This window comes from Bradyrhizobium sp. CIR48 (assembly GCF_014198315.1).
Taxonomy (GTDB): Bacteria; Pseudomonadota; Alphaproteobacteria; order Rhizobiales; family Xanthobacteraceae; genus Bradyrhizobium.
In genome coordinates, this window is sequence record NZ_JACIHG010000011.1 from 345,366 (window position 1) to 372,086 (window position 26,721).

21 protein-coding genes are annotated in these 26,721 nt (G+C 65.3%); 5 read left to right on the plus strand and 16 right to left on the minus strand.

All coding sequences use genetic code 11. From position 1 onward, the window contains the following. From GGD66_RS31360 to GGD66_RS31390, 7 genes are all read right to left on the minus strand, one after another. A complete protein-coding gene (locus GGD66_RS31360; RefSeq protein ID WP_177237509.1) occupies positions 1-1,689 on the minus strand; it encodes a methyl-accepting chemotaxis protein in 1,689 nt (562 codons plus the stop codon). 279 nt (positions 1,690-1,968) lie between these two features. Continuing rightward, positions 1,969-3,939: a methyl-accepting chemotaxis protein gene (locus GGD66_RS31365; RefSeq protein WP_183260241.1), complete on the minus strand. Its 1,971-nt coding sequence runs from the start codon at positions 3,937-3,939 to the stop codon at positions 1,969-1,971. Between the two features lie 196 nt (positions 3,940-4,135). After that, on the minus strand, positions 4,136-5,872 hold the full coding sequence (locus GGD66_RS31370) for a methyl-accepting chemotaxis protein (RefSeq protein ID WP_183260243.1): 1,737 nt from the start codon (positions 5,870-5,872) through the stop codon (positions 4,136-4,138). A 178-nt stretch (positions 5,873-6,050) separates the two neighbouring features. Next, positions 6,051-6,317, minus strand: coding sequence for a DUF6894 family protein (locus tag GGD66_RS31375; RefSeq protein WP_183260245.1), 267 nt, complete (start codon positions 6,315-6,317; stop codon positions 6,051-6,053). 164 nt (positions 6,318-6,481) lie between these two features. Continuing rightward, on the minus strand, positions 6,482-7,081 hold the full coding sequence (locus GGD66_RS31380) for a hypothetical protein (protein WP_183260247.1): 600 nt from the start codon (positions 7,079-7,081) through the stop codon (positions 6,482-6,484). A gap of 113 nt (positions 7,082-7,194) precedes the next feature. Next, positions 7,195-8,181, minus strand: coding sequence for an MDR family oxidoreductase (locus tag GGD66_RS31385; protein ID WP_183260249.1), 987 nt, complete (start codon positions 8,179-8,181; stop codon positions 7,195-7,197). 41 nt (positions 8,182-8,222) lie between these two features. Next, positions 8,223-9,476, minus strand: coding sequence for an MFS transporter (locus tag GGD66_RS31390; protein WP_092262434.1), 1,254 nt, complete (start codon positions 9,474-9,476; stop codon positions 8,223-8,225). Positions 9,477-9,818: 342 nt separating this feature from the next. Between GGD66_RS31390 and nadA the strand changes: the two genes are divergently transcribed. From nadA to nadC, 3 genes are all read left to right on the plus strand, one after another. Further along, positions 9,819-10,925, plus strand: a complete 1,107-nt coding sequence (gene nadA / locus GGD66_RS31395) for a quinolinate synthase NadA (RefSeq protein WP_183260251.1) — start codon at positions 9,819-9,821, stop codon at positions 10,923-10,925. A gap of 207 nt (positions 10,926-11,132) precedes the next feature. Further along, positions 11,133-12,731: an L-aspartate oxidase gene (locus GGD66_RS31400; RefSeq protein ID WP_183260252.1), complete on the plus strand. Its 1,599-nt coding sequence runs from the start codon at positions 11,133-11,135 to the stop codon at positions 12,729-12,731. Between the two features lie 11 nt (positions 12,732-12,742). Beyond that, the gene (gene nadC, locus GGD66_RS31405; protein WP_183260254.1) at positions 12,743-13,621 is read left to right on the plus strand and encodes a carboxylating nicotinate-nucleotide diphosphorylase; all 879 of its coding nucleotides are present in this window, start codon (positions 12,743-12,745) and stop codon (positions 13,619-13,621) included. A 182-nt stretch (positions 13,622-13,803) separates the two neighbouring features. Here nadC and GGD66_RS31410 read toward each other — a convergent pair whose 3' ends face one another. The 3 genes from GGD66_RS31410 to GGD66_RS31420 all read right to left on the minus strand — a co-directional run bounded on the left by GGD66_RS31410 (position 13,804) and on the right by GGD66_RS31420 (position 18,886). After that, entirely contained in the window at positions 13,804-15,252 is a 1,449-nt protein-coding gene (locus GGD66_RS31410; protein ID WP_183260256.1) for a cell wall hydrolase, read from the minus strand. Between the two features lie 454 nt (positions 15,253-15,706). Beyond that, a complete protein-coding gene (gene ppdK / locus GGD66_RS31415; protein ID WP_177237507.1) occupies positions 15,707-18,634 on the minus strand; it encodes a pyruvate, phosphate dikinase in 2,928 nt (975 codons plus the stop codon). Positions 18,635-18,730: 96 nt separating this feature from the next. After that, positions 18,731-18,886 (minus strand): DUF3096 domain-containing protein, encoded by a 156-nt coding sequence (locus GGD66_RS31420; RefSeq protein WP_008562090.1) that lies wholly within the window; start codon positions 18,884-18,886, stop codon positions 18,731-18,733. A 231-nt stretch (positions 18,887-19,117) separates the two neighbouring features. Between GGD66_RS31420 and GGD66_RS31425 the strand changes: the two genes are divergently transcribed. Then, positions 19,118-19,471 carry a DUF1236 domain-containing protein gene (locus GGD66_RS31425; RefSeq protein WP_092262610.1) on the plus strand — a complete coding sequence of 118 codons (354 nt, stop codon included), beginning with the start codon at positions 19,118-19,120 and terminating at the stop codon, positions 19,469-19,471. A 223-nt stretch (positions 19,472-19,694) separates the two neighbouring features. Here the strand turns inward: GGD66_RS31425 and glyS are convergent, their stop codons facing one another. The 6 genes from glyS to GGD66_RS31455 form a co-directional block, all read right to left on the minus strand. Then, complete coding sequence (glyS, locus tag GGD66_RS31430; protein ID WP_183260258.1) at positions 19,695-21,794, minus strand: glycine--tRNA ligase subunit beta; 2,100 nt, start codon at positions 21,792-21,794, stop codon at positions 19,695-19,697. Next, the gene (locus GGD66_RS31435; protein WP_018323356.1) at positions 21,794-22,729 is read right to left on the minus strand and encodes a glycine--tRNA ligase subunit alpha; all 936 of its coding nucleotides are present in this window, start codon (positions 22,727-22,729) and stop codon (positions 21,794-21,796) included. The genes glyS and GGD66_RS31435 overlap by 1 nt, the downstream gene beginning before the upstream one ends. A 233-nt stretch (positions 22,730-22,962) precedes the next feature. Next, on the minus strand, positions 22,963-23,154 hold the full coding sequence (locus GGD66_RS31440) for a hypothetical protein (RefSeq protein WP_008131462.1): 192 nt from the start codon (positions 23,152-23,154) through the stop codon (positions 22,963-22,965). A gap of 105 nt (positions 23,155-23,259) precedes the next feature. Beyond that, positions 23,260-24,168: a S49 family peptidase gene (locus GGD66_RS31445; RefSeq protein WP_092262413.1), complete on the minus strand. Its 909-nt coding sequence runs from the start codon at positions 24,166-24,168 to the stop codon at positions 23,260-23,262. A 214-nt stretch (positions 24,169-24,382) separates the two neighbouring features. Then, complete coding sequence (locus GGD66_RS31450; RefSeq protein WP_092262411.1) at positions 24,383-25,147, minus strand: tRNA1(Val) (adenine(37)-N6)-methyltransferase; 765 nt, start codon at positions 25,145-25,147, stop codon at positions 24,383-24,385. Beyond that, the gene (locus GGD66_RS31455; protein ID WP_018323354.1) at positions 25,140-25,367 is read right to left on the minus strand and encodes a DUF2007 domain-containing protein; all 228 of its coding nucleotides are present in this window, start codon (positions 25,365-25,367) and stop codon (positions 25,140-25,142) included. The genes GGD66_RS31450 and GGD66_RS31455 overlap by 8 nt, the downstream gene beginning before the upstream one ends. 135 nt (positions 25,368-25,502) lie before the next feature. On the opposite strand from GGD66_RS31455, the gene GGD66_RS31460 reads away from it, so the two are divergent. Further along, entirely contained in the window at positions 25,503-26,510 is a 1,008-nt protein-coding gene (locus GGD66_RS31460) for a polyprenyl synthetase family protein (RefSeq protein ID WP_026202916.1), read from the plus strand. Positions 26,511-26,721: the final 211 nt, after the last annotated feature.

Below are 26,721 nucleotides of genomic sequence, written 5' to 3' on the forward strand. Positions count from 1 at the left end.
TCAGGCCGCGCGGACCGATTCCAGGAACTGCGCGACCTCGACCTTCAGGCGGGTGCTGTCGGTCGCCAGCGACTTCGCCGCCGAGAGCACTTCGCCCGAGGCCGAGCCGGTGTCGATCGCGCCGCGCTGCACGTCGGTGATGTTGGACGAGACTTCCTGCGTGCCGAGCGCGGCCTGCTGGACGTTGCGCGAAATCTCCTGCGTCGCGGCGCCCTGCTCCTCGACGGCGGCGGCGATGGCCGAAGACACCTCGGACAACCGCTCGATGGTGCCGCCGATCTCCTGGATGGCGCTGACGGATTCCTGCGTTGCGGACTGAATGCCTGCAACCTGCGCCCCGATCTCGCCGGTCGCTTTCGCGGTCTGCTCGGCCAATGCCTTGACCTCGGAGGCGACGACGGCAAAGCCGCGACCGGCTTCGCCGGCGCGCGCCGCTTCGATGGTCGCATTCAGCGCCAGCAGGTTGGTCTGGCCGGCGATGGTGTTGATGAGTTCGACGACGTCGCCGATGCGGGAGGCCGCCTGCGACAGCGCGTTGACGCGATCGTTGGTCCGCGCCGCCTGCTCGACGGCTTCCGCGGCCATCCGCGCCGAATCCTGCACGCGGCGGCTGATCTCGGTGATCGAGGACGACAGCTCCTCCGAGGCGGACGCGACCGCCTGGACATTGGTGGAAGCTTCCTCGGACGCAGCCGCAACGACGGTTGCGAGTTGCTGGCCGCGCTGCGCCGTGCCGCTCAGCGTGGCCGCGGAGGCCTCGAGCTCGGTCGAGGCCGACGACACGGTCTCGACGACCTCGCCGATCATGGCCTCGAAATTGCGCGTGATGGCATCGACGCGGCGACCACGTTCGATCTTGGCCTCGGCGTCGCGTGCGGCCGCCTCATCGGCGGCTTTCTTGGCAACCAGCGCTTCCTTGAAGATCTGGAGCGCATCCGCCATCGAGCCGATCTCGGTCTTCTCGCCGCGATGCGGCACTTCGGCCGAGAGGTCTCCTTCGCCGAGCGACTGCATCGGACGAATGATCGAGGCGATGCCGCGAGAGACGTCGCGCACGAGATAATAGGCGGCGCCGATCGCGATCACGACCGACAGCACGATGATGCCGACCAGGACGCGGAAGATGGTGGCGTAGCTGTCGGCCGCCTGCCTGGTCTCCAGCTCGGCGCCCTGGTTATTGAGCTCGATGCCCTTCTGAAGCAGGGGATCGGCGGCCTGGGCCATCTTGGCGACCTTGGTCTGCAACATCTCGTTGGCGTCGGTCGGGAAGCGGCCGACGCTCTTGCGCGACAGCGCCATCGTCTCCTGCACGCCGTTCAGATATTCGCCCCACGCCTTGCTCCATTGCTCATAGAGCGCGCGCTCTTCGGCGGCCGTGATCAGCGGCTCGTAGACCTTGCGCGTCTTCTCGATGCGCTCACGCAAGCCGGCCAGCCGCTTCTCGGCGGCTTCCTTGCCTTCGGCGGTGTCCTGCATCAGGTGCAAACGGAGCGCAACGCGCAGCTCGTTGATGTCGGCGCGCATGGACCCGAGCGCTCGCACGCTCGGCAGCCAGCTCTGTGCAATCTCGACCGTGTGAGCGTTGATATTCTGCATGGTGCCGATCGCCGTCACGCCGACCCCGGCGAGCGACAGAACGAGGACCGACAGCACGGTCAGAAGCTTGAAAACGATCGACAACTTCGACATCACACAAATCCCGATGATACCCTGGCAGCGCGCACGTCACCCGCGCCGCAGGCGTCACGACGGACGACCGGGCGAAGGTCAGTTCAACAATGCTGGCTGGTTCTTATCCCGTAAGATTGCGCCCTATAATTGCAAGCAGGCGTTAACAGGAGCCTACGTAAAACTACGGGTCGGTCTCGTCGGGCGTTATTTTCTCCGCAACCGTCTCTTGCTGCTGCAAGGACACCTCGTGCTGCGATGCGAAACACGACGCACCACCACATGCACCGGACGACCGCCTCAAGCCGCCCGTACTGATTCCAGGAAGCGCGCGACCTCGCTCTTGAGCCGGTTGCTCTCCTGCGACAGCGACTGCGCGGCCGAATGCACCTGCGCCGAGGCAGCCCCGGTTTCGCCGGAGCCGCGCTGGACGTCGGCGATGTTCGACGAGACTGCGGAAGTGCCTTGCGCGGCGTGCTGGATGTTGCGGGAGATCTCCTGCGTGGCGGCGCCCTGTTCCTCCACCGCAGCGGCAATGGTCGACGAGATCTCCGACATCTTCGCGATGGTGTCACCGATCTCCTTGATCGCGCCGACGGACTCGTCTGTCGCAGTCTGGATCGCACCGATGTGCTGACCGATCTCGCCGGTGGCTTTCGCGGTCTGCTCGGCAAGCGCCTTCACTTCGGTCGCGACCACCGCAAAACCCTTGCCGGCTTCGCCCGCCCGCGCCGCTTCGATCGTCGCGTTGAGTGCCAGGAGGTTGGTCTGCGCGGCGATGGTGTTGATCAGCTCGACGACGTCGCCGATGCGGGAAGCCGCCTTGGTCAGTTCGGCGACGCGCGCATTGGTGCGCTGAGCCTGGCCGACGGCGACGTCGGCGACACGCGCCGATTCCTGCACCTGGCGGCTGATCTCGGAGACCGAGGAGGTCAATTCCTCACTCGCGGACGACACCGACTGCACGTTGGCGGACGCCTCCTCCGAGGCTGCCGCCACGGCGGTGGCAAGCCCGTTGCCGCGCTCGGCGGCGTGGGTCAGCGTATTCGACGACGCCTCGAGCTCGGTGGCCGCCGACGACACCGTCTCGATGAACTCGCCGACGGCGCCTTCGAACGTATCGGCGAGCCGTTGCATGTCGAGCTTGCGCTGCTCTCGCCCACGCGCGTCCGCTTCGGCCTGCTCGGCGCGCAGCCGATCGGCTTCCGCCATGTTGGTCTTGAAGACCGCCACCGCGCCGGCCATCTCGCCGATCTCGTCCTTGCGGCCGACGCCGGGGATCACGACGGAGGTGTCACCGTTTGCCAGACCGGTCATCGACCGCACCATGGCGATCAGCGCGGTCGAGATCGAGCGGCCGGTGAAGAAGGACACGCTCCCCACCAGCAGGATGGAGCATCCGAGTGCGACCCACATCCAGAGCTTGATCGAGGCCCGCATCGACTCTTCGGCGGCCTTCGCCGCGTCATATCGCTGACTGACGGTCTTTTCGATCTCGTCGAGCACGGGCTCGATGGTGCGGAATTCCTTGGACATCGCCGAGCCGTGCGCGGCCAGATCCTGCGCGCCGGCTACCCACGCCACGAAGTCGTCCTGGTATTTGGAGAGCTTCTTGCCGATATCGGCCTTGACGGCCGGCGGGATCGCCGAAGCCTCGACTTGCCTGGAGAATTCCGTCGCCGTCTTCTTCAGGGCGTCGAGGTATTTCGGGTCGCGGCGCAACATGAAATCTTTCTCGTGACGACGCATCGTCAGCATGCCGCTGGTGAGCCTGGGATCGTCGACGTCCTTGAGCTTGGTCTCGATGTCGTGCACCGCCGTGCGCAACGAGCCTGACAACCCGAGGGTTTCGTTCAATCCAAGCTTGACCTCGGCCCGTTCGACGGCCGCGAATTCGCTCACATATCTCTCGAAGCCGGCGCGGACCAGTGACGCCTTTTCCCCGACTGCCGCGTACCCTGCCGCACGCGTCGCGCTGCCGAGACGATCAAGATTGTGGGTAATGTTGGAAGCAAGTTCGGCGTGACGCTTCGCATAGGACTGATCGCGGCGAAGCTGGAAATCCTTCTCGGCCCGGCGCGCTTCGAGCAATTGATGGGTGATCCGCTGGTTCAGATCGGACAGCCTGCGCGCCTCTTCGGCGGCGTCGCGAGACGTGTCCTGGGAGAGGCTGCCAATCTGGTAGATCGTGCCGAAGGCGACGAGCCCGATGAGGCCGAACAGTCCGATCGCCATGACCTTGTGAGTGAGGCGAATGGAAATGCCACTCATGAATGTGCTCCAACGATTGAGACGCAATACGCGAAGGACGACTCAGCATCCGGGAAATTGCGGCAATCATGACTGCGTCGCTTTTCCGGAAAGTTAACCCCGCGCGCCAAGGGTCGCGGCGTCGAATTACGAACGCGCGCAACCGCCGCGCAGTCACGCGGCGGTTGCAAGCAGATCTGCCGAGGAATGTCGCGGTTCAGGCGGCGCGCACGGTGCCGAGAAACTTGCCGACCTCGAGCTTGAGGCGGTTGCTGTCGCCGGACAGCGATTGCGCCGCCGCCAGCACCTGCGAGGATGCCGAGCCGGTTTCGCTCGCGCCATGCTGCACGTCGGTGATGTTGGAGGACACCTGATGGGTGCCCTCCGCCGCCTGCTGCACGTTGCGGGAGATCTCCTGCGTCGCCGCGCCCTGCTCTTCGACGGCAGCCGCGATGGTCGAGGAAATCTCCGACAGCTTCTCGATGGTGTCGCTGATGTCCCTGATGGCGCCGACCGAATGCTCGGTCGCGGTCTGGATGCTGGCGATCTGCTGGCCGATCTCGCCGGTCGCCTTCGCAGTCTGCTCGGCGAGCGCCTTGACCTCGGAGGCGACGACGGCAAAACCGCGGCCCGCCTCGCCGGCGCGCGCGGCCTCGATGGTCGCATTGAGCGCCAGGAGATTGGTCTGGCCGGCGATGGTGTTGATCAATTCAACCACGTCGCCGATCCGCGCCGCCGCCTTCGACAATTCGCCGACGCGGTCGGTCGTGGTGCGGGCCTGGCTGACCGCTTCGCTGGCGACGCGCGCGGATTCCTGCACCTGGCGGCTGATCTCCGTGATCGACGACGACAGCTCCTCGGTCGCTGACGCCACCGACTGCACGTTGGTGGACGCCTCTTCGGAGGCGGCAGCAACCATGGTGGTGAGTTCCTGTCCGCGCGCCGCAGTCGACGTGAGCGTCGACGCAGACGCTTCCAGTTCAGTCGCGGCCGATGACACGGTATCGACGATCTCGCCGATCGCCGCCTCGAAGCCATCGGCCAGCCTGGACATCTCGGCCTTGCGTTGCGCGGCTGCAGCCTGATCCTGCCTGATCTTGGCCTCGGCCTCCTCGCGCGCCTTCTGTTCGGACACGATCTTGAACTTCTCGACAGCCGCCGCGACACCACCGACCTCGTCCTTGCGGCCGAGACCGGGCAGCACCACGGAAAAGTCGCCGCCGGCGAGCTTGTCCATGGCCACCGTGAGCGCGCGGATCGGCCGTGCGATGGTCAGGAACGACGTGAGCCAGGAGCCGAGGAGGACGAGCGCCGTGAAAGCGCCGACGACCATTGCGATATGCTCGCTGGACGCCATCTCCCGCGCGGAGGCCGCAATCTCCTCTTCGCTTCTGTGCCTGGCGACGTCGGCAATCTGATTGGCAGCCTGGTCTATCTCGCCTGCGATCGGCAACGTGACCTCGCGGGCGAGACGCGTCCCCTCATCGACGAGCTTGGCGAGGCGAGTAGCGGCATCCTCACCCGTGAGAGCCAGGGCGGCACCGCGCACGGATGCGAGCTGCTGAGCTCCCTTGAGGTAGTTCGCCGTGAGGACCTTGAGCTTCTCTATCCTCGCGCGGTTTTCCGGCACGTGCGAGAGCGTGAGCATTGCGTCGGCAACCTTCACCAAATGACCGGCGCGTTCGACCAGCGCGTCGCGCGCCTTCTGCAGCTCATCTGAATTATTGGCGAGGCGGATGTCGCGTGCGGCGAGCTGCATGGCGCGCGCCGCGAGCTTGGATTCGACTGCCTCGCGTGCGAGCTCCTGCTGCTCGGACGCCGTCTGGCTTGACCGGCGCACGTTGCCGTTTCCGATCACCTGACCTGCTATCATCGCGAGGACCAGGAGGATGCCGACCGCCGATGAGATCGCCAGCTTGGTCCCAATCCGCAAATTCTGAACGAGGCTCAACATGGGCATGCTTCCCCTAGGGAATGCGCGGCCGAGTCATTGCCAGCCGCCCTCGGCGTTGATCGCCCTTGTCCAAAAACTATGCGTTCACCATTCCAATTTGGTTAACGCGGCCTCCCGGCAAATACGGGATCGGTAGGAAAACCCCTTGAATTTCAGCACGGTATGCGCGCTTAACAGGTTAATCACACGCAGTGATAGGACCCCCGCCCCGCTGCGTTACGCTCTCACCGACGAGGCTGATGCGGAAGACCGGCTTCTTGTCCTCGTCGAGCAGCTCCATGCACCACTCGGCGTTCGGCTTCAGGCTGCGCGCGATGCCGCCGAGCAGATTGGCGCAGACCTCGGTCATCTCGGTCCAGGCGGCTGTGCGATCGTCGAACTCGTACGGCTGGTCGGCGGCGCCGGAATAGCGACCGGTGCTGATGCGGAAAAAGTACAGCGACATCGTTGAACCCTTTTATCGGGCCGCGCCCCCCGGCCGTCCGCAAACTGGCGCGCGAACAGCTACCAACGCATGAAAGCCGCCGTCCGTATGACTACGGCGCGGCGGCTTGGCGTTCGATGAACGTCTTCAACGACAAAGTACGCGGGCTATCCCGCGCAGCCGTCTCACTGAGTGGAACGGCGCAGCTCCAGCGGGCCCTCGTTCCTGGCGGGCTCCGACTTGATCTCCGACTTCACCGGTTCGAGCCGGCCGCTCTCGACACGCGGCGTCTCGACGCGCGCGGCAACTTCGGTGTTGGACGCGCCGACGGAACCGGTGTGCTCTGTCCTGTGCAGCGAGCGCGGACGCGCCGCAGCGCGCGCCATCAGCATCTGGTTGCCACCCTGGTGATGGAAGTCGCAATAGGCGAAGCCCATCCCCGATACCGAGCCGCGGAAGCTGCGATCGTCGGTCTTTTCCAGGTTGAAACAAGGCTCGAATGGAATGCCCTTGATCGAGGCGCAGACATTCTGGCCACGGATCTGGAGCGTATTGCCGGGCAGGCGGAGATGCTTGACCGGGCCCGCGCCGGAGAACTGCACCGCACCGGCGGCGCCGAGATCGTCCAGGATGCGGCCCGCGCCGCGGGTGCCGTCGAAACAGGTGAAGGCAAACACTTTGCCTGCCACGAAGCGACGCGCCTCGTCGGCGTTCATGCTTCCGGCAAGGGCCGGCGCAAACGTTGCTGCCGCCGTGACAGCCCCCAACACAATACGCGCAAGCATGCTCAACTCCGAACTAACCCCCGCGGCGGGCGATGCCTTATCTCTTTACCCGCTGCTTACCATACTAACCATGGCGACATTGAAGCAGCTTGGTTGGTAAAGTCTGAACGCCGTTAGACAATTTTTACCACGATGCGGCCGCGGACCTTGCCGGCCAGGATTTTTGCGCCCCACTCCGAAACCTGGTCGAGGGAAATTTCATGAGTGATTTCAGATAGTTTAGTCCGATCAAGATCTGACGCCAGGCGCTGCCAGGCGGCTTTCCGCGGCTCGATCGGGCACATCACGGAATCGATGCCGAGAAGGCACACCCCGCGCAAAATGAAGGGCGCGACGGATGACGGCAGGTCCATGCCGGCGGCCAGGCCGCAGGCCGCTATGGCCCCGCCGTATTTCGTCATCGAGAGCAGATTCGCCAGCGTGGTCGAGCCGACGCTGTCGACGCCACCCGCCCAGCGCTCCTTAGCGATCGGCTTAGCCGGCGCCGACAATTCGTTGCGGTCGATGATTTCGGCTGCTCCGAGATGCTTCAGATAGTCGGCCTCCGAGGCGCGGCCGGTCGAGGCGATGACGTGGTAGCCGAGCTTGGAGAGCACGGCGGTGGCGACCGAGCCGACGCCACCGGCAGCACCCGTCACCACCACAGGGCCGCTCTTCGGCGAGAGACCGTGCTTCTCGAGTGCCAGCACCGAGAGCATCGCAGTGAAGCCGGCGGTACCGATTGCCATGGCATCGCGGGCCGACAGGCCTTGCGGCAAGGCGACCAGCCAGTCGCCCTTCACCCGTGCCATCTCGGCATAGGCGCCGAGATGGGTCTCGCCCATGCCCCAGCCGGTGCAGACGACCTTGTCGCCCGCTTTCCATTGCGGATGCGAGGATTGCTCGACCGTGCCGGCGAAGTCGATGCCGGCGATCATCGGGAAGCGGCGCACCACCGGCGCCTTGCCGGTGAGCGCGAGGCCGTCCTTGTAGTTCAGCGTCGACCATTCCACGCGGACGGTGACGTCGCCGTCCATCAGTTCGGCTTCATCGAACTGCGTCAGCGCGGCAGTGGTGCCCTTGTCCGCCTTGTCGATCCGGATCGCCTTGAATGTGGCCACAGCTGAACTCCCTGACTGGTTTGACCGGGATGTTTAGCCGATCAGGCAGGCTGCGCAACCGCCCGAACGACAGGTTTCTCCACGATCGGAAGATTGATCAGCGCGGAAAGCACGCCGAACAGGATCGAGAGCCACCAGATCGGCGTATAGGAACCGAAGCGTTCGAAGACGATGCCCCCTAACCAGACACCGAGGAAGCCGCCGACCTGATGGCTGACGAAGGCAAAGCCGTACAGCGTCGCAAGCCAGCGCGTGCCGAACATCAGCGCCACCAGCGCCGAGGTCGGGGGCACCGTGGACAACCAAGTCAGGCCGGAGACCGCACCGAACGCGATCGCCGAGAACGGCGTGATCGGGAACGAAATGAAGGCGAGGGTTGCGAGCGCACGCGTGAAGTAGATGGCCGAGAGGATGTAGCGCTTGGGTAGCGAGTTCTGGAGATAGCCGACGCTGAGCGAGCCGATGATGTTGAACAGGCCGATCGCCGCGATCACCCAGCCTCCGGTTTGCGTCGAGATGCCGCGATCGACCAGGAAGGCCGGCAGATGCACAGTGATGAAGGCGAGCTGGAATCCGCAGGTGAAGAAGCCGAGCACCAGCAGCACATAGGAGCGGTGACCGAAGGCTTCGGCGAGCGCCCTGGTGATGGTCTGCTCATCCGCCGGCGTCGCACTGGCCGTAGTTGCAGCCGGCGGCGTCGAGAGCGCCAGTGACAGCGGGATGATCAGCAGCATCAGGAAGCCGAACACGGAGAGGGCCTGCTGCCAGCCGAAATTGTCGATCAACGCGACGCCGATCGGTGCGAACAGGAACTGCCCGAATGATCCCGCGGCCGTGCCGGCACCGAGCGCGAGGCCGCGCTTTTCGGCCGGCAGCAGCTTGGTGAATGCCGACAGCACCAGATTGAACGAGCAGCCGGCGAGTCCGAAGCCGACCATGACGCCGGCACCGATGTTGAGCGACAGCGGCGTCGAGGAATAGCGCATCAGCAAGAGGCCGCCGGCATAGAGCAGCGCCCCGACGCACATCACCCGGAACAGGCCGAAGCGATCGGCGACCGCGCCGGCGATGGGCTGACCCAGTCCCCACAGCAAATTCTGAAAGGCGATGGCGAGGCCAAACACGTCGCGGCCCCAGGAGAATTCATGGCTCATCGGCTGCACGAAGAAACCGAGCGCCGAGCGCGGGCCAAAGCCGAGCATGCCGATCGCGCAGCCGCACAAAATGATGACGGCGGGGGTACGCCAGCTGGAGGAACGTGAGGCCGGAGCGAGTTCGCCCACTGATGTCGACATGGTATTTCCCCGTCTGTCATTGGCGGATTCGCAAAGAGGCGGCCGCGAATGCGTCATTTAATGCATTTGCATGAAAATCCCAAATCAAAAACGGTTGCATTCCACGAGGGGCTGCCGCGGGAGCATTGCGTTTCAATCTGGCCTCGCCAGACGCGTCCGACGACGACCTGACGAGATTGTGTGCGGCAGGACCTAGCCGTCCTCGGCAGAGCGTGCTACTTTTGATTTACTCATATTGAGCATATATGAGGATCGATGAAACCCGCTCCGGCCCCTCGGCCGGATTACTCAGGCCCTACATATACTCATATTGAGTATAAATGACATACGAGGGAGGCTTTAATGCCGATCACTGAAATCTACGGTCCAGACGATTTTGCCAACCGGCCGCAGGGCCATCTCGCCTCCTCTCCCCGCCCCGCACCAGCGCCCGCAGCGCGCGCGCTGCCGACGCCTTCGCTGGGATGGACGGCGGAGATCGAACGCGCCACCGCCCCGCTCTATGAGCGCGTGAAGCACGTCATCCCCCCGATCGAGTGGCCGCTGATGGCGCCGACGATCAAGGCGATCAACGACCTGAAGAAAGCGCGGGGCGCGGTGATCCTCGCCCACAACTACCAGGCGCCGGAGATCTTCCACTGCGTCGCCGACATTGGTGGCGACTCGCTGCAGCTCGCGGTCGAGGCCACCAAGGTGGAGGCCAATGTCATCGTGCAGTGCGGCGTGCACTTCATGGCGGAGACCTCAAAACTGCTCAACCCGGACAAGACGGTGCTGATCCCGGATTCGCGCGCCGGCTGCTCGCTGGCCGCCAGCATCACCGGCGCCGACGTGCGCCTGCTCCGCGAAAAATTTCCGGGCGTGCCTGTCGTCGCCTACGTCAACACCTCGGCGGAGGTGAAAGCCGAGGTCGACATCTGCTGCACCTCCTCGAACGCGGTGCAGGTGGTCGAGAGCCTGAACGCGCCAAGCGTGATCTTCCTGCCCGATCGCTATCTCGCCACTTACGTGGCCTCGAAGACCGACGTGAAGATCATCGCCTGGAAAGGCGCCTGCGAGGTGCACGAGCGCTTCAAGGGCGAAGAGCTGCGCGCCTTTCGCGAGGCCGATCCGTCCGTGCAGATCATCGCACATCCCGAATGTCCGCCGGACGTGCTGGCGGAAGCCGACTTCACCGGCTCGACCGCGCACATGATCAACTGGGTGCGCGAAAAGCGGCCGCGGCGGCTGGTGATGATCACGGAATGCTCGATGGCCGACAATGTGCGCGCCGAGCTGCCTGACGTCGAGATGCTGCGCCCCTGCAATCTCTGCCCGCACATGAAGCGCATCACGCTCGCCAACATTTTGGACAGCCTGCTGACGCTCCGCGAAGAGGTGACGATCGATCCCGCACTTGCGGATCGCGCAAGGCGCTCGGTCGAGCGGATGATCAATCTGAAGAATTAACAACACATGCAGCGTCACACACAGCTGTCGTCCCGGACAAGCGTAGCGCAGATCCGGGACCCCCGCGCGAGCGCTCGCGCTCGTCGCGCTGACCACAGGAAGATGTTTGGCGAAGAAAGGCAACGCGCAGCTTCGCACAACAACTTCCGCCGCGGCGTATGGGTCCCTGCGTTCGCAGGGACGACGGCAGAGTGAATGGAGAGAACAATGACCAACAACATCCACAACCTCACCCGCACCGACGATATCGTCATCGTCGGCGGCGGCCTTGCCGGACTGTTCTGCGCGCTGAAGCTCGCGCCGCGGCCGGTGACCTTGATTTCGGCCGCGCCGCTCGGACAGGGCGCATCATCCGCATGGGCGCAAGGCGGCATCGCCGCGGCGGTGGCCGAGGGTGACACGCCCGAAGCCCACGCCGCCGACACCATCGCGGTCGGTGGCGGCCTCGTCGACGAGGCGGTCGCACTTGGGATCGCGCGCGAGGCCGCGCCGCGCATCCACGATCTCCTGACCTATGGCGTCCCCTTCGATCGCGATCTCGAAGGCAGGCTCGCCGTGGGACGCGAAGCGGCACATTCGGCCCGGCGCATCGTGCATGTGCGAGGCGATGGTGCCGGTGCCGCGATCATCGCGGCCTTGAGCGACGCGGTACGCCGCACGCCGTCGATCCGCGTCATCGAAGGGCTCGTCGCCGAAGCCCTCTTGGCCGAGAACGGCGCCGTCGCCGGCCTTCAATTGCGCGAAGCCGGCAATCCCACGGCTCGACCGTTCCTGCTCGCTGCGCGCGCGGTGGTGCTTGCCACAGGCGGCATCGGACATCTCTACGCCGTCACGACCAATCCAATGGAAGCCAGCGGCTCCGGCCTCGCCATCGCCGCGCGTGCCGGTGCCGTGATCGCCGATCCGGAATTCGTGCAATTCCACCCGACCGCCATCATGGTCGGCCGCGATCCCGCACCACTCGCGACCGAAGCACTGCGTGGTGAAGGGGCAACGCTGATCAACGGCAATGGCGAGCGCTTCATGCCGGCGCGTCACCCGCTCGCGGAGCTGGCGCCGCGCGACATCGTGGCCCGCGGCGTATTCGCCGAGATCGCGGCCGGTCGCGGCGCCCTCCTCGATGCGCGGCAGGCGCTGGGCGCGCGCTTCGCTGACAAATTTCCAACCGTGCATGCGAGCTGCATTGCCGCCGGCATCGATCCGGCCACGCAAGCCATCCCGATTGCGCCCGCCGCGCACTACCACATGGGCGGCATCGCCGTGGATGCGCGCGGCCGCAGCTCGATCGACGGACTCTGGGCCGGCGGCGAGGTGTCGTCGACCGGCGCGCACGGCGCCAACCGGCTCGCCTCGAACTCGCTGCTGGAGGCGGTGGTCTACGCCGCGCGCATCGCCGACGACATCGCCGGCCGCTCGATCCCCGCGCCCGCCCGCCTCCCCGACGCATTGGTGACACCGCGCGGCGGCACGCCGGATGCTCTGGCCGGGAAGCGGCTGCGCGCGATGATGAGCGCCCATGTCGGCGTGATCCGCAAGGGCGACGGCCTCACCGAGGCCGTGCACCACTTCGCCGCGCTCGAACGCGAGGCAACCAGCCTCGCGCTGCGCAATATGGCGACGTCCGCCCTGCTCGTGGCCGCCTCGGCGTGGAGCCGGCGCGAGAGTCGCGGCGCGCATTTCCGCTCCGACCATCCCGCTGACGTCCCTGCGCAGGCGCGGCGAACGATGACGACCCTCGCCGCAGTGCGCGAGATCGCGGAGAGCATGAACTTCCTGCCGCGCGTTGCGCAACCCATGATCGCTTGACGGAGTTTGCCATGATTACCCCCACCTCCCTGCTCTATCCCGACGCCTTCCTCTCACCGCTTGCGATCGGCGAAGCCGTGCAGCGCGCGCTCGACGAGGACCTCGGCCGCGCCGGCGACATCACCTCGCTGGCGACGATCCCGGAAGCGACCAGGGCGCAAGCCATTCTGGTCGCGCGCCAGTCGGGCGTGATCGCAGGCCTGCCGCTGGCGCTGGCGACGTTGCAGAAGCTCTCGCCCGACATCGACGTGCGCGCGCACGTCCGTGACGCCGCACGCGTTGTCCGCGGACAGCAGGTGCTGACGATCTCGGGGCCGGCGCGTGCCATTCTTACGGCGGAGCGGACCGCGCTGAATTTCGTCGGCCGCCTGTCGGGCGTCGCGACGCTCACGGCCGACTATGTCGCCCGCACCGAAGGCACGAAAATGCGCATCTGCTGCACGCGCAAGACCACGCCGGGGCTGCGCGCGCTGGAGAAGTACGCGGTGCGCTGCGGCGGCGGCTTCAACCACCGCTTCGGCCTCGACGATGCGATCCTGATCAAGGACAACCACATCGCGGTCGCCGGCGGCATCGGTGCGGTGCTGGAGCGCGCCCGCGCCCATGCCGGCCATCTCGTCAAGATCGAGATCGAGGTCGATACGCTGGCGCAATTGCGCGAGGTGCTCGATACCGGGATGGCCGACGCCGTGCTGCTCGACAACATGGACCTTGCAACATTGCGTGAGGCCGTGCGGATCAACGAGGGTCGTCTCAAGCTGGAGGCGTCCGGTGGCGTCACGCTGGACTCGATCGCGGCCATCGCGGCGACCGGTGTCGATTACGCTTCTGCAGGCGCTCTGACGCACTCAGCGCCGAACTTTGATTGCGCGCTGGATATTGAGATGTGAGATCACCGCTCTGAGCCCCGGGGTTGGCTGCACCTCTCCAGCTTGCGGGGGAGGTCGGCGCGAAGCGCCGGGTGGGGGCTCTCTCCACACTGGGGTTCTCGCCTGTGGAAACACCCCCTCCCCCACCCTCCCCCGCGAGCGGGAGAGGGAGCGCACCTTCACTGCCGCGACGATTGATTGCCTCAGCGCCGCTCGCTCGCACCCATTTCCGCGGAACTCTTCGCTTCCTGCGCGAGCTCGGCCGACAGCGCGGCGGTCTGGGCTGGCGTGCCCCAACTCGGTTCCTCGCTGCCGTCGCCCCAGGCGCGCGGGCGATAGAAGGTGTGCACGCCGGTCTTGTACATCTTCTTCATCTCGGCGACCCAGGACGGGCGCACCCAGTAGGCATGATAGTGCGTGGACTTGCCCACCTCGGGCAGCCAGATCTGGCCGTCGAGCATCGCCTTGGCGATCTTCTTGGCGCGCTCCCACATCTCGGGCTCGCGGATCACGTCGGCATTGTTGTCGCAGGCGAAGGTGAACTGGCAGGCAAGATGGCGGTGCTTGTTCTGATAGACAGCTCCGCACACGGTATCGGGATACTTGCCGGAGAACACGCGGTTCATCACGACTTGCGCGACGGCCATCTGGCCGCGCACGGCCTCGCCGCGCGACTCGAAATAGACGGCTTCCGCAAGGCACTTCTCGGACTTCGCGCGCGACTTGTCGTCGAGCGCGAGACGCTCCGCCGGCGATCTGGCGCGCTGGTTGTCGGCGTTGACCTCGCCTTTCGGCGCGACGCTCTCGCCGCTCTCGATATCCTTGGCGATGTCCACTGTGGGCGGCGACAGCGAGGCCGTCACCTTCATGTCGGGATCTGGCATCACGATCAGCGGCTCGGCGCCGGGCTGCCAGCTCTCGATGCTTTCGAGATTGCCGCCGAGCGACGAGCTGCCGAAGAACAGGTTGGAGGTCTTGACGCTGAAGGGATCCCGCACCGGCGTCGTCGGCGCAGTGGTCCGCTTAAGCGCCTCGAGCGGCGCGGTCGCGAGCGCGCGCGCCGCGTCACTGGCGCGCGGTGGATTGGAGTACTGCGGCAGCGGCGGCGCGCGGAGTGCTTCCTGCAGCTCGGGATCGAGCGCGGCCGCGGATTCCGGCGACATCGCCTGCGGCAGCGCGGCAGTCTTGGCGCCGAACACCGAGCTGTTCGACGTCGCGGGATCTTGCTGCGCCGGCGCCGCAGCGGGCGCTTCGGGAGTCTCGGTCGGGGTCACGGTGGCGAGGCGATCCCCCTTCATGGAGCGATCGACCTTGGGAAAGTCGGAAGCCTGGTAGCGCGGCGCAGCCTGCAGCGCCGGATTGCGGCTGATCGCGCCGGTGACGTCGCGGCCATCGAGGCTCGCCAGGCGAACCATCGCGCTCTGCGGAACCGAGGTGCCGATGGGGCGGGAAAAGCTGTAGGTGGCGAGCTGGATCGAGGACGCCGCAGAGAACACCTGCTTCTGCCAACGCTCGGCGACGCCGGGTTGGCGCGCCAGCAGAGAGGCAATATCCTGATAGCCGGTCTCTCTCGGCATCAATGCGAAGATGCAGAGACCGATGCCGAAGGACGCGAACCGCGCGCCCTTCGGATGGTTACGCAACACAGACATCGATACGCTCACGCTACGCTTACGCCAGAAAAATCGAAACGCAGTACATCCGTGCAATTCGATCTTTATCGTAAGTATCCAATTTAGGTTGCCGGGGCGTTAATCGGCGTTGCGCGTGCAGCACACTCAAGCGATCGCAGGTGTTTTCACGGGGTGATCGCGCACGGTGGTAAATGCGTCGTCACGCGAAGCGGTAAACAAGAGGTCAACGCGAATGGTGAAGGAACTCTTGCTGGCGCGTATCATTACGGGACGCGCGCGTGGTTCCTAGTTGTCCGAGCTTCCACCTCGTCATTGCGAGGAGCTCTTGCGACGAAGCAATCCAGGCTGCCGCCGTGGAGAGATTCAGGATTGCTTCGCTGCGCTCGCAATGACGGGTTGGCGAGAGCATCGCGAAAACGAAAAAGAGGCGGGCTTTCGGCCCCGCCTCTCTCATTCCAGCATTTAGCTCTGCTTACGCCTGGCTGGCGATTGCCTTGCCGAGTGCGGCTTGCGCCGCTGCGAGCCGGGCGATCGGCACCCGGTAGGGCGAGCAGGAGACGTAGTCGAGACCGATGTTGTGGCAGAAGGCGACGGAGGCGGGATCGCCACCGTGCTCGCCGCAGATGCCGACCTTGAGCTTCGCCCGCGTCTTGCGGCCGCGCGCGACGCCGATCTTGACGAGCTCGCCGACGCCTTCCTGGTCCAGCGCGACGAAGGGATCGACTGACAGGATGCCCTTTGCGACATAGGGACCGAGGAAGCTCGCCGCGTCGTCGCGGCTGATGCCGTAGGTGGTCTGCGTCAGGTCGTTGGTGCCGAACGAGAAGAACTCCGCCGACTCTGCGATCTCGGCCGCGAGCAGACAGGCGCGCGGCAGCTCGATCATGGTGCCGACCTGATAGGTCAGCTTGGTGTTGGTGTCGCGCATCACCGCCTGCGCGGTCGCATCGATCCGCGCCTTGACGAGGTCGAGCTCCATCTTGGTCGCGATCAGCGGCACCATCACCTCGAGGCCGACGGCCTTGCCGGTGCGCTTCTCGGCTTCGACCGCCGCCTCGAAGATCGCACGCGCCTGCATCTCGGCGATCTCCGGATAGGCGATCGCGATGCGGCAGCCGCGGAATCCGAGCATCGGATTGAACTCCGAGAGCTCGCGCGCGCGGTCAGCCAGGCGCCGCGGGTCGGTATTCATGGCGCGTGCCACTTCCTCGACCTCGGCGTGGGTGTGCGGCAGGAACTCGTGCAGCGGCGGATCGAGCAGACGGATCGTGACGGGCAGGCCCTTCATGATCTCGAACAGCTCGACGAAGTCGGCGCGCTGCATCGGCAGCAGTTTTGCCAGCGCCGCGCGGCGGGACTGCTCGTCCTCGGAGAGGATCATCTCGCGCACCGTGCGGATGCGCGTCTCCTCGAAGAACATGTGCTCGGTGCGGCACAGGCCGATGCCTTCGGCGCCGAACTTGATCGCGGTGCGCGCGTCATCGGGCGTGTCGCCGTTGACGCGGACGCCGATCTTGCGGACCTGGTCAGCCCAGGCCATCAGCGTGCCGAACTCACCGGACAGCTCCGGCTCGATCATCGGCATGCGGCCGGCGAGCACCTGGCCGAGCGAGCCGTCGATGGTGATGACGTCGCCGGTCTTGAAGGTGCGCGAACCGATGCTCATGGTGCCGCGGCCGTAATCGACGCGGATGGTGCCGCAGCCGGAGACGCAGGGCTTGCCCATGCCGCGGGCGACCACCGCCGCGTGCGAGGTCATACCGCCGCGGGTGGTCAAAATGCCTTCGGCGGCGTGCATGCCGTGGATGTCTTCCGGGCTGGTCTCGATGCGGACCAGAATGACCTTGCGCCCGTCGCCCTGAAGCTTGGCCGCTTCGTCCGAGGAGAACACGATCTCGCCGGAGGCCGCACCCGGGGATGCCGGCAGGCCGGTCGCGATCACGTCGCGCTTGGCGTTGGGATCGATGGTCGGATGCAGCAGCTGATCGAGCGAAGCCGGATCGATGCGCGTCACCGCTTCCTTCTTCGAGATCAGGCCTTCATTGGCGAGCTCGACGGCGATGCGCAGCGCCGCCTTGGCGGTGCGCTTGCCGCCGCGGGTCTGCAGCATCCAGAGCTTGCCGCGCTCGACGGTGAACTCCATGTCCTGCATGTCGCGGTAGTGCTTCTCGAGCTGCGTGTAGATCCGCGTCAGCTCCTTGAAGGCCTCCGGCATCGCCGCTTCCATCGACGCCTTGTCGGAGCCCGATTCCTGGCGCGCCTCCTCGGTGATGTCCTGCGGCGTGCGGATGCCCGCCACCACGTCCTCGCCTTGCGCGTTGATCAGGAACTCGCCGTAGAGCTTGCTCTCGCCGGTCGAGGGGTTGCGGGTGAACGCAACGCCGGTCGCCGAGGTCTCGCCCATGTTGCCGAACACCATGGCCTGCACGTTGACCGCGGTGCCCCAGGATTCCGGAATGTCGTGCAGCTTGCGGTAGGTCACCGCGCGCGCGTTCATCCAGGATGAGAACACGGCGCCGATCGCGCCCCAGAGCTGATCGTGCGGGTCTTGCGGGAAGTCCTTGCCGGTCTCGCGTGCGACGGCGTCCTTGTACTTGCCGACCAGCTCGACCCAATCCTCGGCGGCGAGGTCGGTATCGAGGGTGTAGCCCTGGCCGTCCTTGAAGGTGTCGAGGATTTCCTCGAAGTGATGGTGCTCGAAGCCGAGCACCACGTCCGAATACATGGTGATGAAACGGCGATAGCTGTCATAGGCGAAGCGGCGGTCGCCCGACAATTCCGACAGCGCTTCCACGGTCTGGTCGTTGAGGCCGAGATTGAGCACGGTGTCCATCATGCCCGGCATCGAGGCGCGCGCGCCGGAGCGCACGGAGACGAGCAGCGGGTTCTTGGCATCGCCGAAGATCTTGCCGGTCAACTTGCCGACATAGTCGAGCGCCTTCTCAACCTGCGACTGCAACTCCTTCGGATAGGATTTGTCGTGCGCGTAGAAGTAGGTGCAGACCGAGGTCGGGATGGTGAAGCCCGGAGGCACCGGCAGGCCGAGATTGGCCATCTCGGCGAGGTTCGCACCTTTGCCGCCGAGCAGGTCGCGCATCTCCGTGCGGCCTTCGGCCTTGCCGTCACCGAACGTGTACACCCATTTGCCGGCCTTGCCCGCGGCTGGCGCGGCCTTGGCCGGTACAGTCTTTTTCGGTGCAGGCTTCGCGGCAACCTTCGGCAGAGCCGCCTTGGTCACAGCCTTCGCGGCCGGCTTGGCAGCAGCCTTCGCGGCCGTTTTGGCGACCGGCTTGGGTGCGCTCTTGGCAAGCGTCTTGCGGGCCGCCGGCGCGGCTTTCGCCTTGGCGGAAGACTTTGATTTCGCTGGAGTTTTATTGGGCTTCGAGGCGGCTTTGGCCATAGCTTGCACACAACCTGCGAGAGGAATGGGAATTCGCGGGCCTTACACCATTTTGGGCGGGCCCGCGCAAGTCGGACAGTTCCGGAAAATGAACGCCTAGAAGCGGAGCCATTTCAGGAGCCCGAGCCCGATCGCACCGTTCACAATGAGGAAGATCGCGACGATCAGGTTGAGGAGTCGCGGCATGATCAGGATGAGCACGCCCGCAATCAACGACAGGATCGGCGAAATGTGGGCGACGGTGATGTGCATGAACTATCTTTCTGTGGAGGTGGGGCGAATCGCGGGCGGATCATAGCCCTCCCGGTTCCGCGAGTAGAGACGCGCAAGACGCGATGCGAGTTCCGGCACCCACGAAAACTGCCTGAAATTGCCGCGAATGCGGCAGGCCTTTTCCCGGAACATTGCGAAGGGTGCATGCATTGGCCAACCGGTCGCGCCAATGACGCGCCCGAAAATAAAATCACGTCGAAGGAGTTGTCCATGCGGAACAGGATTCTCGCTCTTGCAGCGCTCGCGGCCGCGATCGGCTCGCCCGTTGCGGCGCAGGCGCAAAGCGGTGTCACCGTCGGACGCGCGCCCGCCGTGGTCGACAGCGCTCCGACCATTGCGGCCGACCAGCGGCCCGCCTTCCGCGACTATGTCGTCGAGCAACGTGTGCCAGCCTTCCGCATTCCGGATCGCATCGTGGTCGGCGCCACCCTACCCGAAAGCGGCGTCACTTATTATGACGTGCCGCAACGCTTCGGTGCCACCACCTATCGCTACACCGTCGTGAACGGCGAAACCGTGCTGGTCGAGCCGCGCTCGCGCCGAATCGTCGAGGTGCTGGACTGACATCGACTGGCTGACACTAGATGTCCGGCGCGTCACATCAGGCTGGCGCGAGCAGTGTTAAATCGGACATCAGGCCCCGCCCGGTCTTCCCCCCGCCGGGCGGGGCTTTTTCTTCTCTGTCGTTCTGGGGCGGTCCGGAGGACCGAACCCGGAACCTCGAGATTCCGGGCTCGCGCTACGCGCGCCCCGGAATGACAGCGGTGTTTGCCGCGCGACCGCGGCCTCAATCCTGGATCTTCGAGAAATCCGCCACCGCGCGCGTGGCGCTGCGGATCTCGTTCAGCAGCTTGAGGCGGTTCTCGCGCACCTTCGCATCGTCGTCGTTGACGCGAACCTTGTCGAAGAACGCATCGACCGGCGGGCGCAGCTTTGCCATCGCGCTCATCGCGGCGGCAAAATCCTCCTTGGCAACGGCGGCGCTGGCCTCCGCCTGCACTTCGCCGATCGCCTTTGCCAGCGCCTTCTCCTCGGTCAGACCATAAAGCGCAGCATCGGGCGCACCGTCGAAGCTACGCTTGTCCTTCTTCTCCTCGATCGAGAGGATGTTGCTGGCGCGCTTGGTGCCGGCGAGCAGGTTCTTGCCGTCGTCGCTCTCCAGGAATTTTCCCAGCGCCTCGACCCGGCGGACGATCATCAGGAGATCGTCCTGACCGCCGAGCGCGAACACGGCGTCGACAAGATCATGCCGCGCGCCCTGCTCGCGGAGCTGGACCTTGAGGCGGTCGGCGAAGAAGGCGAGCAGATCGCTCGGAAGCCTCGTGGCATCGGCAGGCTTCACCAACAAGCCAGCAAGTGCGGAAGCCGCAACCTTCGTGAGCGAGAGCCGCAGCCCATTCTCGGCGATCAGCCTGATCACGCCCAGCGCCGCGCGGCGCAGCGCATAGGGGTCCTTGCTCCCCGTCGGCTTTTCGTCGATCGCCCAGAAGCCAACGAGCGTATCGATCTTGTCCGCCAAAGCCACCGCGACGCTCACCGGATCGGTCGGCACGCGATCGGTGGGCCCTTGCGGCTTGTAGTGCTCTTCGCAGGCCGCGGCGACGGAGGCATCCTCGCCCTGCGCCAGCGCGTAGTACTTGCCCATCAGCCCCTGCACTTCAGGGAATTCGCCGACGACTTCGGTCAGCAGATCCGCCTTGGCCAGATGCGCGGCGCGCGTCGCCTTCGCCACGTCGGCACCGACCAGCGGCGCGATCTCGGCGGCGAGCCTCTCGATGCGACCGATGCGCGCGGCCTGGGTGCCGAGCTTCTCATGGAACACGATCTGCTCGAATTTCGGCAGACGATCCTCGAGCTTCGTCTTCAGATCGGTCTCGTAGAAAAACTTCGCATCCGACAGGCGCGGACGGATCACGCGCTCGTTGCCTGATACGATGACCTTGCCGCCGTCGGTCGCCTCGATATTGGCGGTGAGGACGAACTTGTTGGTCAGCTTCCCGGTCTTGGTATCCTTGACCACAAAGCACTTCTGGTTGTTGCGGATGGTGGCGCGGATCACCTCGTCCGGGATGGCGAGATATTCCGCTTCGAACGATCCCATCATGACAACGGGCCATTCGACGAGGCCCGAGACCTCGTCGAGCAGCACCTGATCCTCAACCAGCTCGAAGCCCTGCGCGAAGGTCAGCTCCTTGGCGTCGGCGAAGATGATGTCCTTGCGCGCCTGCGGATCGAGGATGACCTTTGCGGCTTTCAACTTCGCTTCGTAGTCTTCAAAACGGCGCACGGAAATCGCGTCCGGTGCCATGAAGCGATGGCCGTAGGTGGTCTGGCCGGTCTCGATGCCGTCGACCTCGAACTTCACGACATCAGGCTCTTCGGTCTCGAGCCCGAACGTCGCGGTGATCGCGTGCAGCGGGCGCACCCAGCTCAGCGATCCCGGCTTGCCCGATCGCGCGCCCCAGCGCATCGATTTCGGCCAGGGGAAGGTGCGGATGATGACGGGCAGGATTTCCGCGAGCACGTCGATCGCGTCGCGGCCGGGCTTCTCGATCAATCCGATGTAGAAATCACCCTTGGGGTCGCGCTGGATTTTTGCTTCATCCAGCGACTTCAAGCCCGTCGCTTTCAGGAAGCCCTGCACGGCCGCCTCGGGCGCGCCGACTTTGGGCCCGCGGCGTTCGGTCTTGAGATCAGGCTGGCGCGCGGGGATTCCGTGCACGGTGAGCGCAAGGCGGCGCGGCGTCGCGAACGCTTTCGCGCCCTCGTACACCAGGCCTTCGGCAACGAGCTTATCGGTGACGAGACGGCGCAGATCGTCCGCCGCCTTAGCCTGCATGCGCGCGGGAATCTCTTCCGAGAACAGTTCAAGCAAAAGTTCGGGCATCAGGCCGCTCCGCCCGCTTCAGTATGGATCCAGGCCTCGCCGCAGGCTTTTGCCAATTCGCGCACGCGCAGAATGTAGCTCTGCCGCTCCGTCACCGAAATCACGCCGCGCGCGTCCAAGAGGTTGAAGACGTGGCTGGCCTTGATGCACTGGTCGTAGGCCGGCAGCGCCATCAGATGCGCCTCGCGCTTGTCGTCCTTCCAGCCGGCGTCGAGATATTTCCGGCAGGCCGCTTCCGCCATCTTGAACTGCTCGAACAGCATCGCAGTGTCGGCGACTTCGAAGTTGTGCTTCGAATATTCCCGCTCGGCCTGCAGGAAGACGTCGCCATAGGTGACCTTGGCGTCGCCCTCGCGACCGTTGAAGTTGAGGTCGTAGACGCGGTCGACGCCCTGCACATACATCGCAAGACGCTCGAGCCCGTAGGTGAGCTCGCCCGCAACCGGCGCGCATTCGAAGCCCGCGACCTGCTGGAAGTAAGTGAACTGGCTGACTTCCATGCCGTCGCACCAGCACTCCCAGCCAAGGCCCCAGGCGCCCAGCGTCGGGCTCTCCCAATCGTCCTCGACGAAGCGGATGTCGTGCACGGCGGAATCGATGCCGATTGCGGCGAGCGACTTCAGGTACAGCTCCTGAAGGTTCGGCGGCGACGGCTTCATGATCACCTGGAACTGGTAATAGTGCTGCATCCGGTTCGGGTTCTCGCCGTAGCGGCCGTCCTTGGGACGGCGCGAGGGCTGCACATAGGCCGCGTTCCAGGGCTTTGGCCCGAGCGCGCGCAGCGTGGTCGCCGGATGGAAGGTACCCGCGCCCATCTCCATGTCGTAGGGCTGCAGGATCACGCAGCCCTGCTCGGCCCAGAACCGCTGGAGCGCGAGGATGAAGCCCTGGAACGAGCGTTCCGGGCGCATATGGGCGGGCAATGAGGCGTCCATCGTCAGATCAGGCTCTCGCGGGGGGGTTTGAATCGCGCGGGACCGTATCGACGGCGGGGGTGGGAATCAAGGCAAACGGGGCGGATTCGGGCCAATCAGGCCTCATCCCGGGAGGTGCCGTAGGGTGGGCAAAGGCGCGCTTGCGCCGTGCCCACCATCTTTCCAGGATTGAGGTGCTGTCGTGGGCACGCTTTGCTTTTGCCCACCCTACGGCACCTTACGTGTTGAGAGCGCTACCCCGGCCGGTAAGCTCCAGTCACGGGGTCACGTTTCAGCGTCTGGATGTTCCCCATATGGGCGGCCTCGGCGACACGCGACAGGCGCATCTCCTCCAGCTCCTGATTGATCCGGACAGCGGTCTTGTAGGCCCAGCGGACCACGGCAAGCCCACCCAGGACGCCCGCGAAAGCGACGAACGGCGGCATCTGTCGATCCTCGTCTAGTGCTCAGCCCCCACGCACATTGTTGCGCAGTCGGGGCTGCGCCGCAATCGGGAGGCCAAGAGGCCAAATGGCGCGGGAGGGCTCGGCCTAGAACCCGAATTTCGCCCAGATCGCTCGCGTCTCAAGCGCCGAGATCAGATCGTCCGGCAGGCCGGCCATTGATTCCATGGCCGAAAGCTGCCCCGCGCCGGGCGATTTCCGGCCCAGAATGCCGGAGAGCAGCCCGGTCGGCTGCGCGATCACAGGGGTGAGAACCTTCTCGCCGTAGCGGGCACGAAGAGTTGAGCGGAGATCGCCGATGCTGTCGGCGAGCCCCAGCGCGATCGAACTCTCGCCGGCCCAGTATTCGCCCGTGAACAGGGCGTCGTCCGCGCCCTTGAGGCGCGCGCCGCGGCTCTCCTTCACCAGGGAAATGAAGATCTGATGGATCTCGCGCTGGAGCGCCTTCAGCTTGGCGACATCGTCGGGGTTCTCGGGGAGGAAAGGATCGAGCATCGCCTTGTGCGCGCCGGCCGTATAGAGGCGCCGCTCGATGCCGAGCCGCTTGATCGCCTCCTGGAAACCGAAGCTGCCGCCGACCACGCCGATCGAGCCGAGGATCGACGAGGGATCGCAGATGATCTCGTCGCCGGCGCAGGCGATCATGTAGCCGCCGGAGGCCGCAACGTCCTCGACGAACACGAGCACCGGCAGCTTCTTCTCCGCCGCGAGCTGCTTGATGCGCAGATAGATCTGGCGCGACTGCACCGGTGAGCCGCCAGGCGAGTTGATCACCAGTGCCACCGCCTTGGCGTGCCGATATGAGAACGCACGCTCCAGCACCCGCGCGACGCCCGCCAGCGTCATGCCCGGGCGCAGCGGCGTCACCGCGCCGATCACGCCGGACAGCCGCACCACCGGCACGACAGCCGTGCCCGGGCGGAAACGCGCCGGCAGATATTGCATGAGCTTGTCGGCCAGGCCGGAACTCTCACGATCTTTCAATTGTTCGGCCATGCCGTTACCTCTGATTAACCATTTCTTATCACGCGACTGTCATTGGAAGTGCCTGGAACGTGTTTTGCAGATTTCCCGTCGGGAGGCTGCAATGGGGCAGCGGAGAACACCATGAAAATCTATCTGCTGATGTTGCTGGTCGGTGCGCTGTTCATGGCGATCCGCTTGACGTCCCCGCAAGAGCAGCAGCCGGAATCGCTTCCGCAGTAAGCCGTCACGGTTCCACCAGCGGCAAGGCCGCTCTCCCCTCCAGAATCTCCGTCACCTCTTTTTTGGACGCGCCCGACTCGTCGTTGAGCATGAGGCCCGGCAGCAATCGCGTCGGAGCCCGGCCGCCTTTGACCGCACGCACCAGCACGCGGATCGCAGGCCGCCCCGCCTCCCCGTGAACCGGCAGGATCGAAAGGCTGCCGAAGCCGCGTGACAGCGCCGCCAGGACATCGGCGATGCCATCTGCGCGCCAGATCAATGTCAGCACACCATTCGATCGGAGGATGCGACGCGCTGCATGCACCCAGGCATGCAGGGTCTCCTCGGTCGCCACATGCGCGGTGTGACGCGCCTGGTCCGGCGAGCCGCGATGCCGGGCCGGATCGTTGAAGGGCGGATTCATCAGCACCGCGTCGACGCTGTCGGGCGACAGCCCGTTTGCCGCAAAGGCGGTGGCGTCGGCCGTGACATCGAGCACGATGGTCTCGGCGGCAAGCGCATTCGCGGCTGCATTGGCGCGCGCGAGCTCGGCCAGCTCCGGATCGATCTCGACCAGGCTCAGCCCGATACCAGCGACGCGCCGGGCCAGCGCCAGCCCGGCCGTGCCGATCCCGGCGCCGAAATCGACCACGCGGTCCCCGGGACGGGCCTCCGTCGCCGCCGCAAGCAGAATGGCGTCGTGCCCGGCTCTGTGGCCACTCCGCTTCTGCCTCAGGCGCAACTGCCCGCCGAGAAAAGCGTCCTCGGTAATATCTGCGGCCTCACTCATCGCCGCGCAGTTCGTGGCTGAGGCCGGCCTCGGTGAGGAGCTCCCTCGCCTCCTGGGCGTCGTCCTCATGAACCAGGATCCGCCGCGGCAAAATGCCGAGCGAGCCCTCGATGATGCTCATGTTCTGGTCCAGCACCAGGTGATGGATGTTGGCGCCGTCGAGCAGCGCGCCGATCGCCGACACCAGCACCATATCGTTGGTCCGAACCAGTTCACGCAAAACGCAGGTTTCCTTGCCTGAAAGGGGGCTAAAGCGGCAAATGTCAATGGTTCCGCGGGCCTTGCCGCATCCGCCGCCAGTTTCTATTGTCTTTCCGTCAGAATAGCCCCTCCGGGGCAAATATTGGAGACCGGCGTGGCCGTCATCGTACCTTTCGAAACTCCCGGCGCGTCGATCGAAGAGCTGGTTGCCCTTGTCGCCCCTGACATGGAGCGCGTCAACGCCACGATCCTGTCGCGGACCGGTTCGGACGTGACCATGATCCCGGAGGTCGCCAACCATCTGATCTCCTCCGGCGGCAAGCGGCTGCGGCCGATGCTGACGCTCGCCATGGCCAACCTCGCCGGCTACACCGGCGACGGCCATATCAAGCTGGCCGCCTCGGTCGAGTTCATGCATACCGCCACGCTGCTGCACGACGACGTCGTCGACGAGAGCGAGATGCGCCGCGGCAAGCTGTCGGCGCGCATGCTCTGGGGCAACGAGGCGAGCGTGCTGGTCGGCGACTTCCTGCTCGGCCAGGCCTTCCGCATGATGGTCGAGGTCGGCTCGCTCCGCGCGCTCGACATCCTCTCCGCGGCCGCCGCCACCATCGCCGAGGGCGAGGTGATGCAGCTGGCCGCCGCCAAGAACACAGCGACCACCGAGGACGAATATCTCGCCGTGATCCGCGGCAAGACCGCCGAGCTGTTCGCCGCCGCCTGTGAGGTCGGCCCCGTCATCGCCAACCGTCCCAAGGCCGAGCAGACCGCCTGCCGCTCGGTCGGCATGAATCTCGGCATCGCCTTCCAGCTCGTCGACGACGTGCTCGACTATGGCGGCAAGAGCGCAAAGCTCGGCAAGAACACCGGCGACGATTTCCGCGAGGGCAAGATCACCCTGCCCGTCGTGCTTGCCTTCCGCCGGGGCAACGACACCGAGCGCGCCTTCTGGATCCGCGCGCTGGAGCGCGGCGAGATCGGCGACAGCGATCTCGATCACGCCATCGGGCTGATGAACAAGCACCGCGCGCTCGAGGACACGCTCAGCCGCGCCCAGCACTACGGCGCCATGGCCGTGGACGCGCTGGCGCTATTCCCGTCCTCCCCGATGAAGAGCGCGCTGGAGCAGGTGGTGGCGTTCTGTCTGGCGCGGTCGCATTAGGCTTTTGAGTTTCGGCGCACCGCTAGCGAAACACTCGGTGTCGTCCCGGCGAACGCCGAGACCCATACCGCGTGATCTATCGACACAGTGTCGGTGCGAGTACCCATAATAACCAATCTTCGCCAAACCACTCCCTGTGGTGATGGGGTGGACGGCCCCCTACGGCATCAGTGTGCCAGAATGAGGTTGTCACACACCCATTCACAGGAGC

What these genes read in the sequence shown, in the direction of transcription:
- GGD66_RS31360 (WP_177237509.1), bottom strand. Translation starts at nt 1,689, where the DNA reads ATGTCGAAGTTGTCGATCGTTTTCAAGCTTCTGACCGTGCTGTCGGTC.
- GGD66_RS31365 (WP_183260241.1), bottom strand. Translation starts at nt 3,939, where the DNA reads ATGAGTGGCATTTCCATTCGCCTCACTCACAAGGTCATGGCGATCGGA.
- GGD66_RS31370 (WP_183260243.1), bottom strand. Translation starts at nt 5,872, where the DNA reads ATGTTGAGCCTCGTTCAGAATTTGCGGATTGGGACCAAGCTGGCGATC.
- GGD66_RS31375 (WP_183260245.1), bottom strand. Translation starts at nt 6,317, where the DNA reads ATGTCGCTGTACTTTTTCCGCATCAGCACCGGTCGCTATTCCGGCGCC.
- GGD66_RS31380 (WP_183260247.1), bottom strand. Translation starts at nt 7,081, where the DNA reads ATGCTTGCGCGTATTGTGTTGGGGGCTGTCACGGCGGCAGCAACGTTT.
- GGD66_RS31390 (WP_092262434.1), bottom strand. Translation starts at nt 9,476, where the DNA reads ATGTCGACATCAGTGGGCGAACTCGCTCCGGCCTCACGTTCCTCCAGC.
- nadA (WP_183260251.1), top strand. Translation starts at nt 9,819, where the DNA reads ATGCCGATCACTGAAATCTACGGTCCAGACGATTTTGCCAACCGGCCG.
- GGD66_RS31400 (WP_183260252.1), top strand. Translation starts at nt 11,133, where the DNA reads ATGACCAACAACATCCACAACCTCACCCGCACCGACGATATCGTCATC.
- nadC (WP_183260254.1), top strand. Translation starts at nt 12,743, where the DNA reads ATGATTACCCCCACCTCCCTGCTCTATCCCGACGCCTTCCTCTCACCG.
- GGD66_RS31410 (WP_183260256.1), bottom strand. Translation starts at nt 15,252, where the DNA reads ATGTCTGTGTTGCGTAACCATCCGAAGGGCGCGCGGTTCGCGTCCTTC.
- ppdK (WP_177237507.1), bottom strand. Translation starts at nt 18,634, where the DNA reads ATGGCCAAAGCCGCCTCGAAGCCCAATAAAACTCCAGCGAAATCAAAG.
- GGD66_RS31420 (WP_008562090.1), bottom strand. Translation starts at nt 18,886, where the DNA reads ATGCACATCACCGTCGCCCACATTTCGCCGATCCTGTCGTTGATTGCG.
- GGD66_RS31425 (WP_092262610.1), top strand. Translation starts at nt 19,118, where the DNA reads ATGCGGAACAGGATTCTCGCTCTTGCAGCGCTCGCGGCCGCGATCGGC.
- glyS (WP_183260258.1), bottom strand. Translation starts at nt 21,794, where the DNA reads ATGCCCGAACTTTTGCTTGAACTGTTCTCGGAAGAGATTCCCGCGCGC.
- GGD66_RS31435 (WP_018323356.1), bottom strand. Translation starts at nt 22,729, where the DNA reads ATGGACGCCTCATTGCCCGCCCATATGCGCCCGGAACGCTCGTTCCAG.
- GGD66_RS31440 (WP_008131462.1), bottom strand. Translation starts at nt 23,154, where the DNA reads ATGCCGCCGTTCGTCGCTTTCGCGGGCGTCCTGGGTGGGCTTGCCGTG.
- GGD66_RS31445 (WP_092262413.1), bottom strand. Translation starts at nt 24,168, where the DNA reads ATGGCCGAACAATTGAAAGATCGTGAGAGTTCCGGCCTGGCCGACAAG.
- GGD66_RS31450 (WP_092262411.1), bottom strand. Translation starts at nt 25,147, where the DNA reads ATGAGTGAGGCCGCAGATATTACCGAGGACGCTTTTCTCGGCGGGCAG.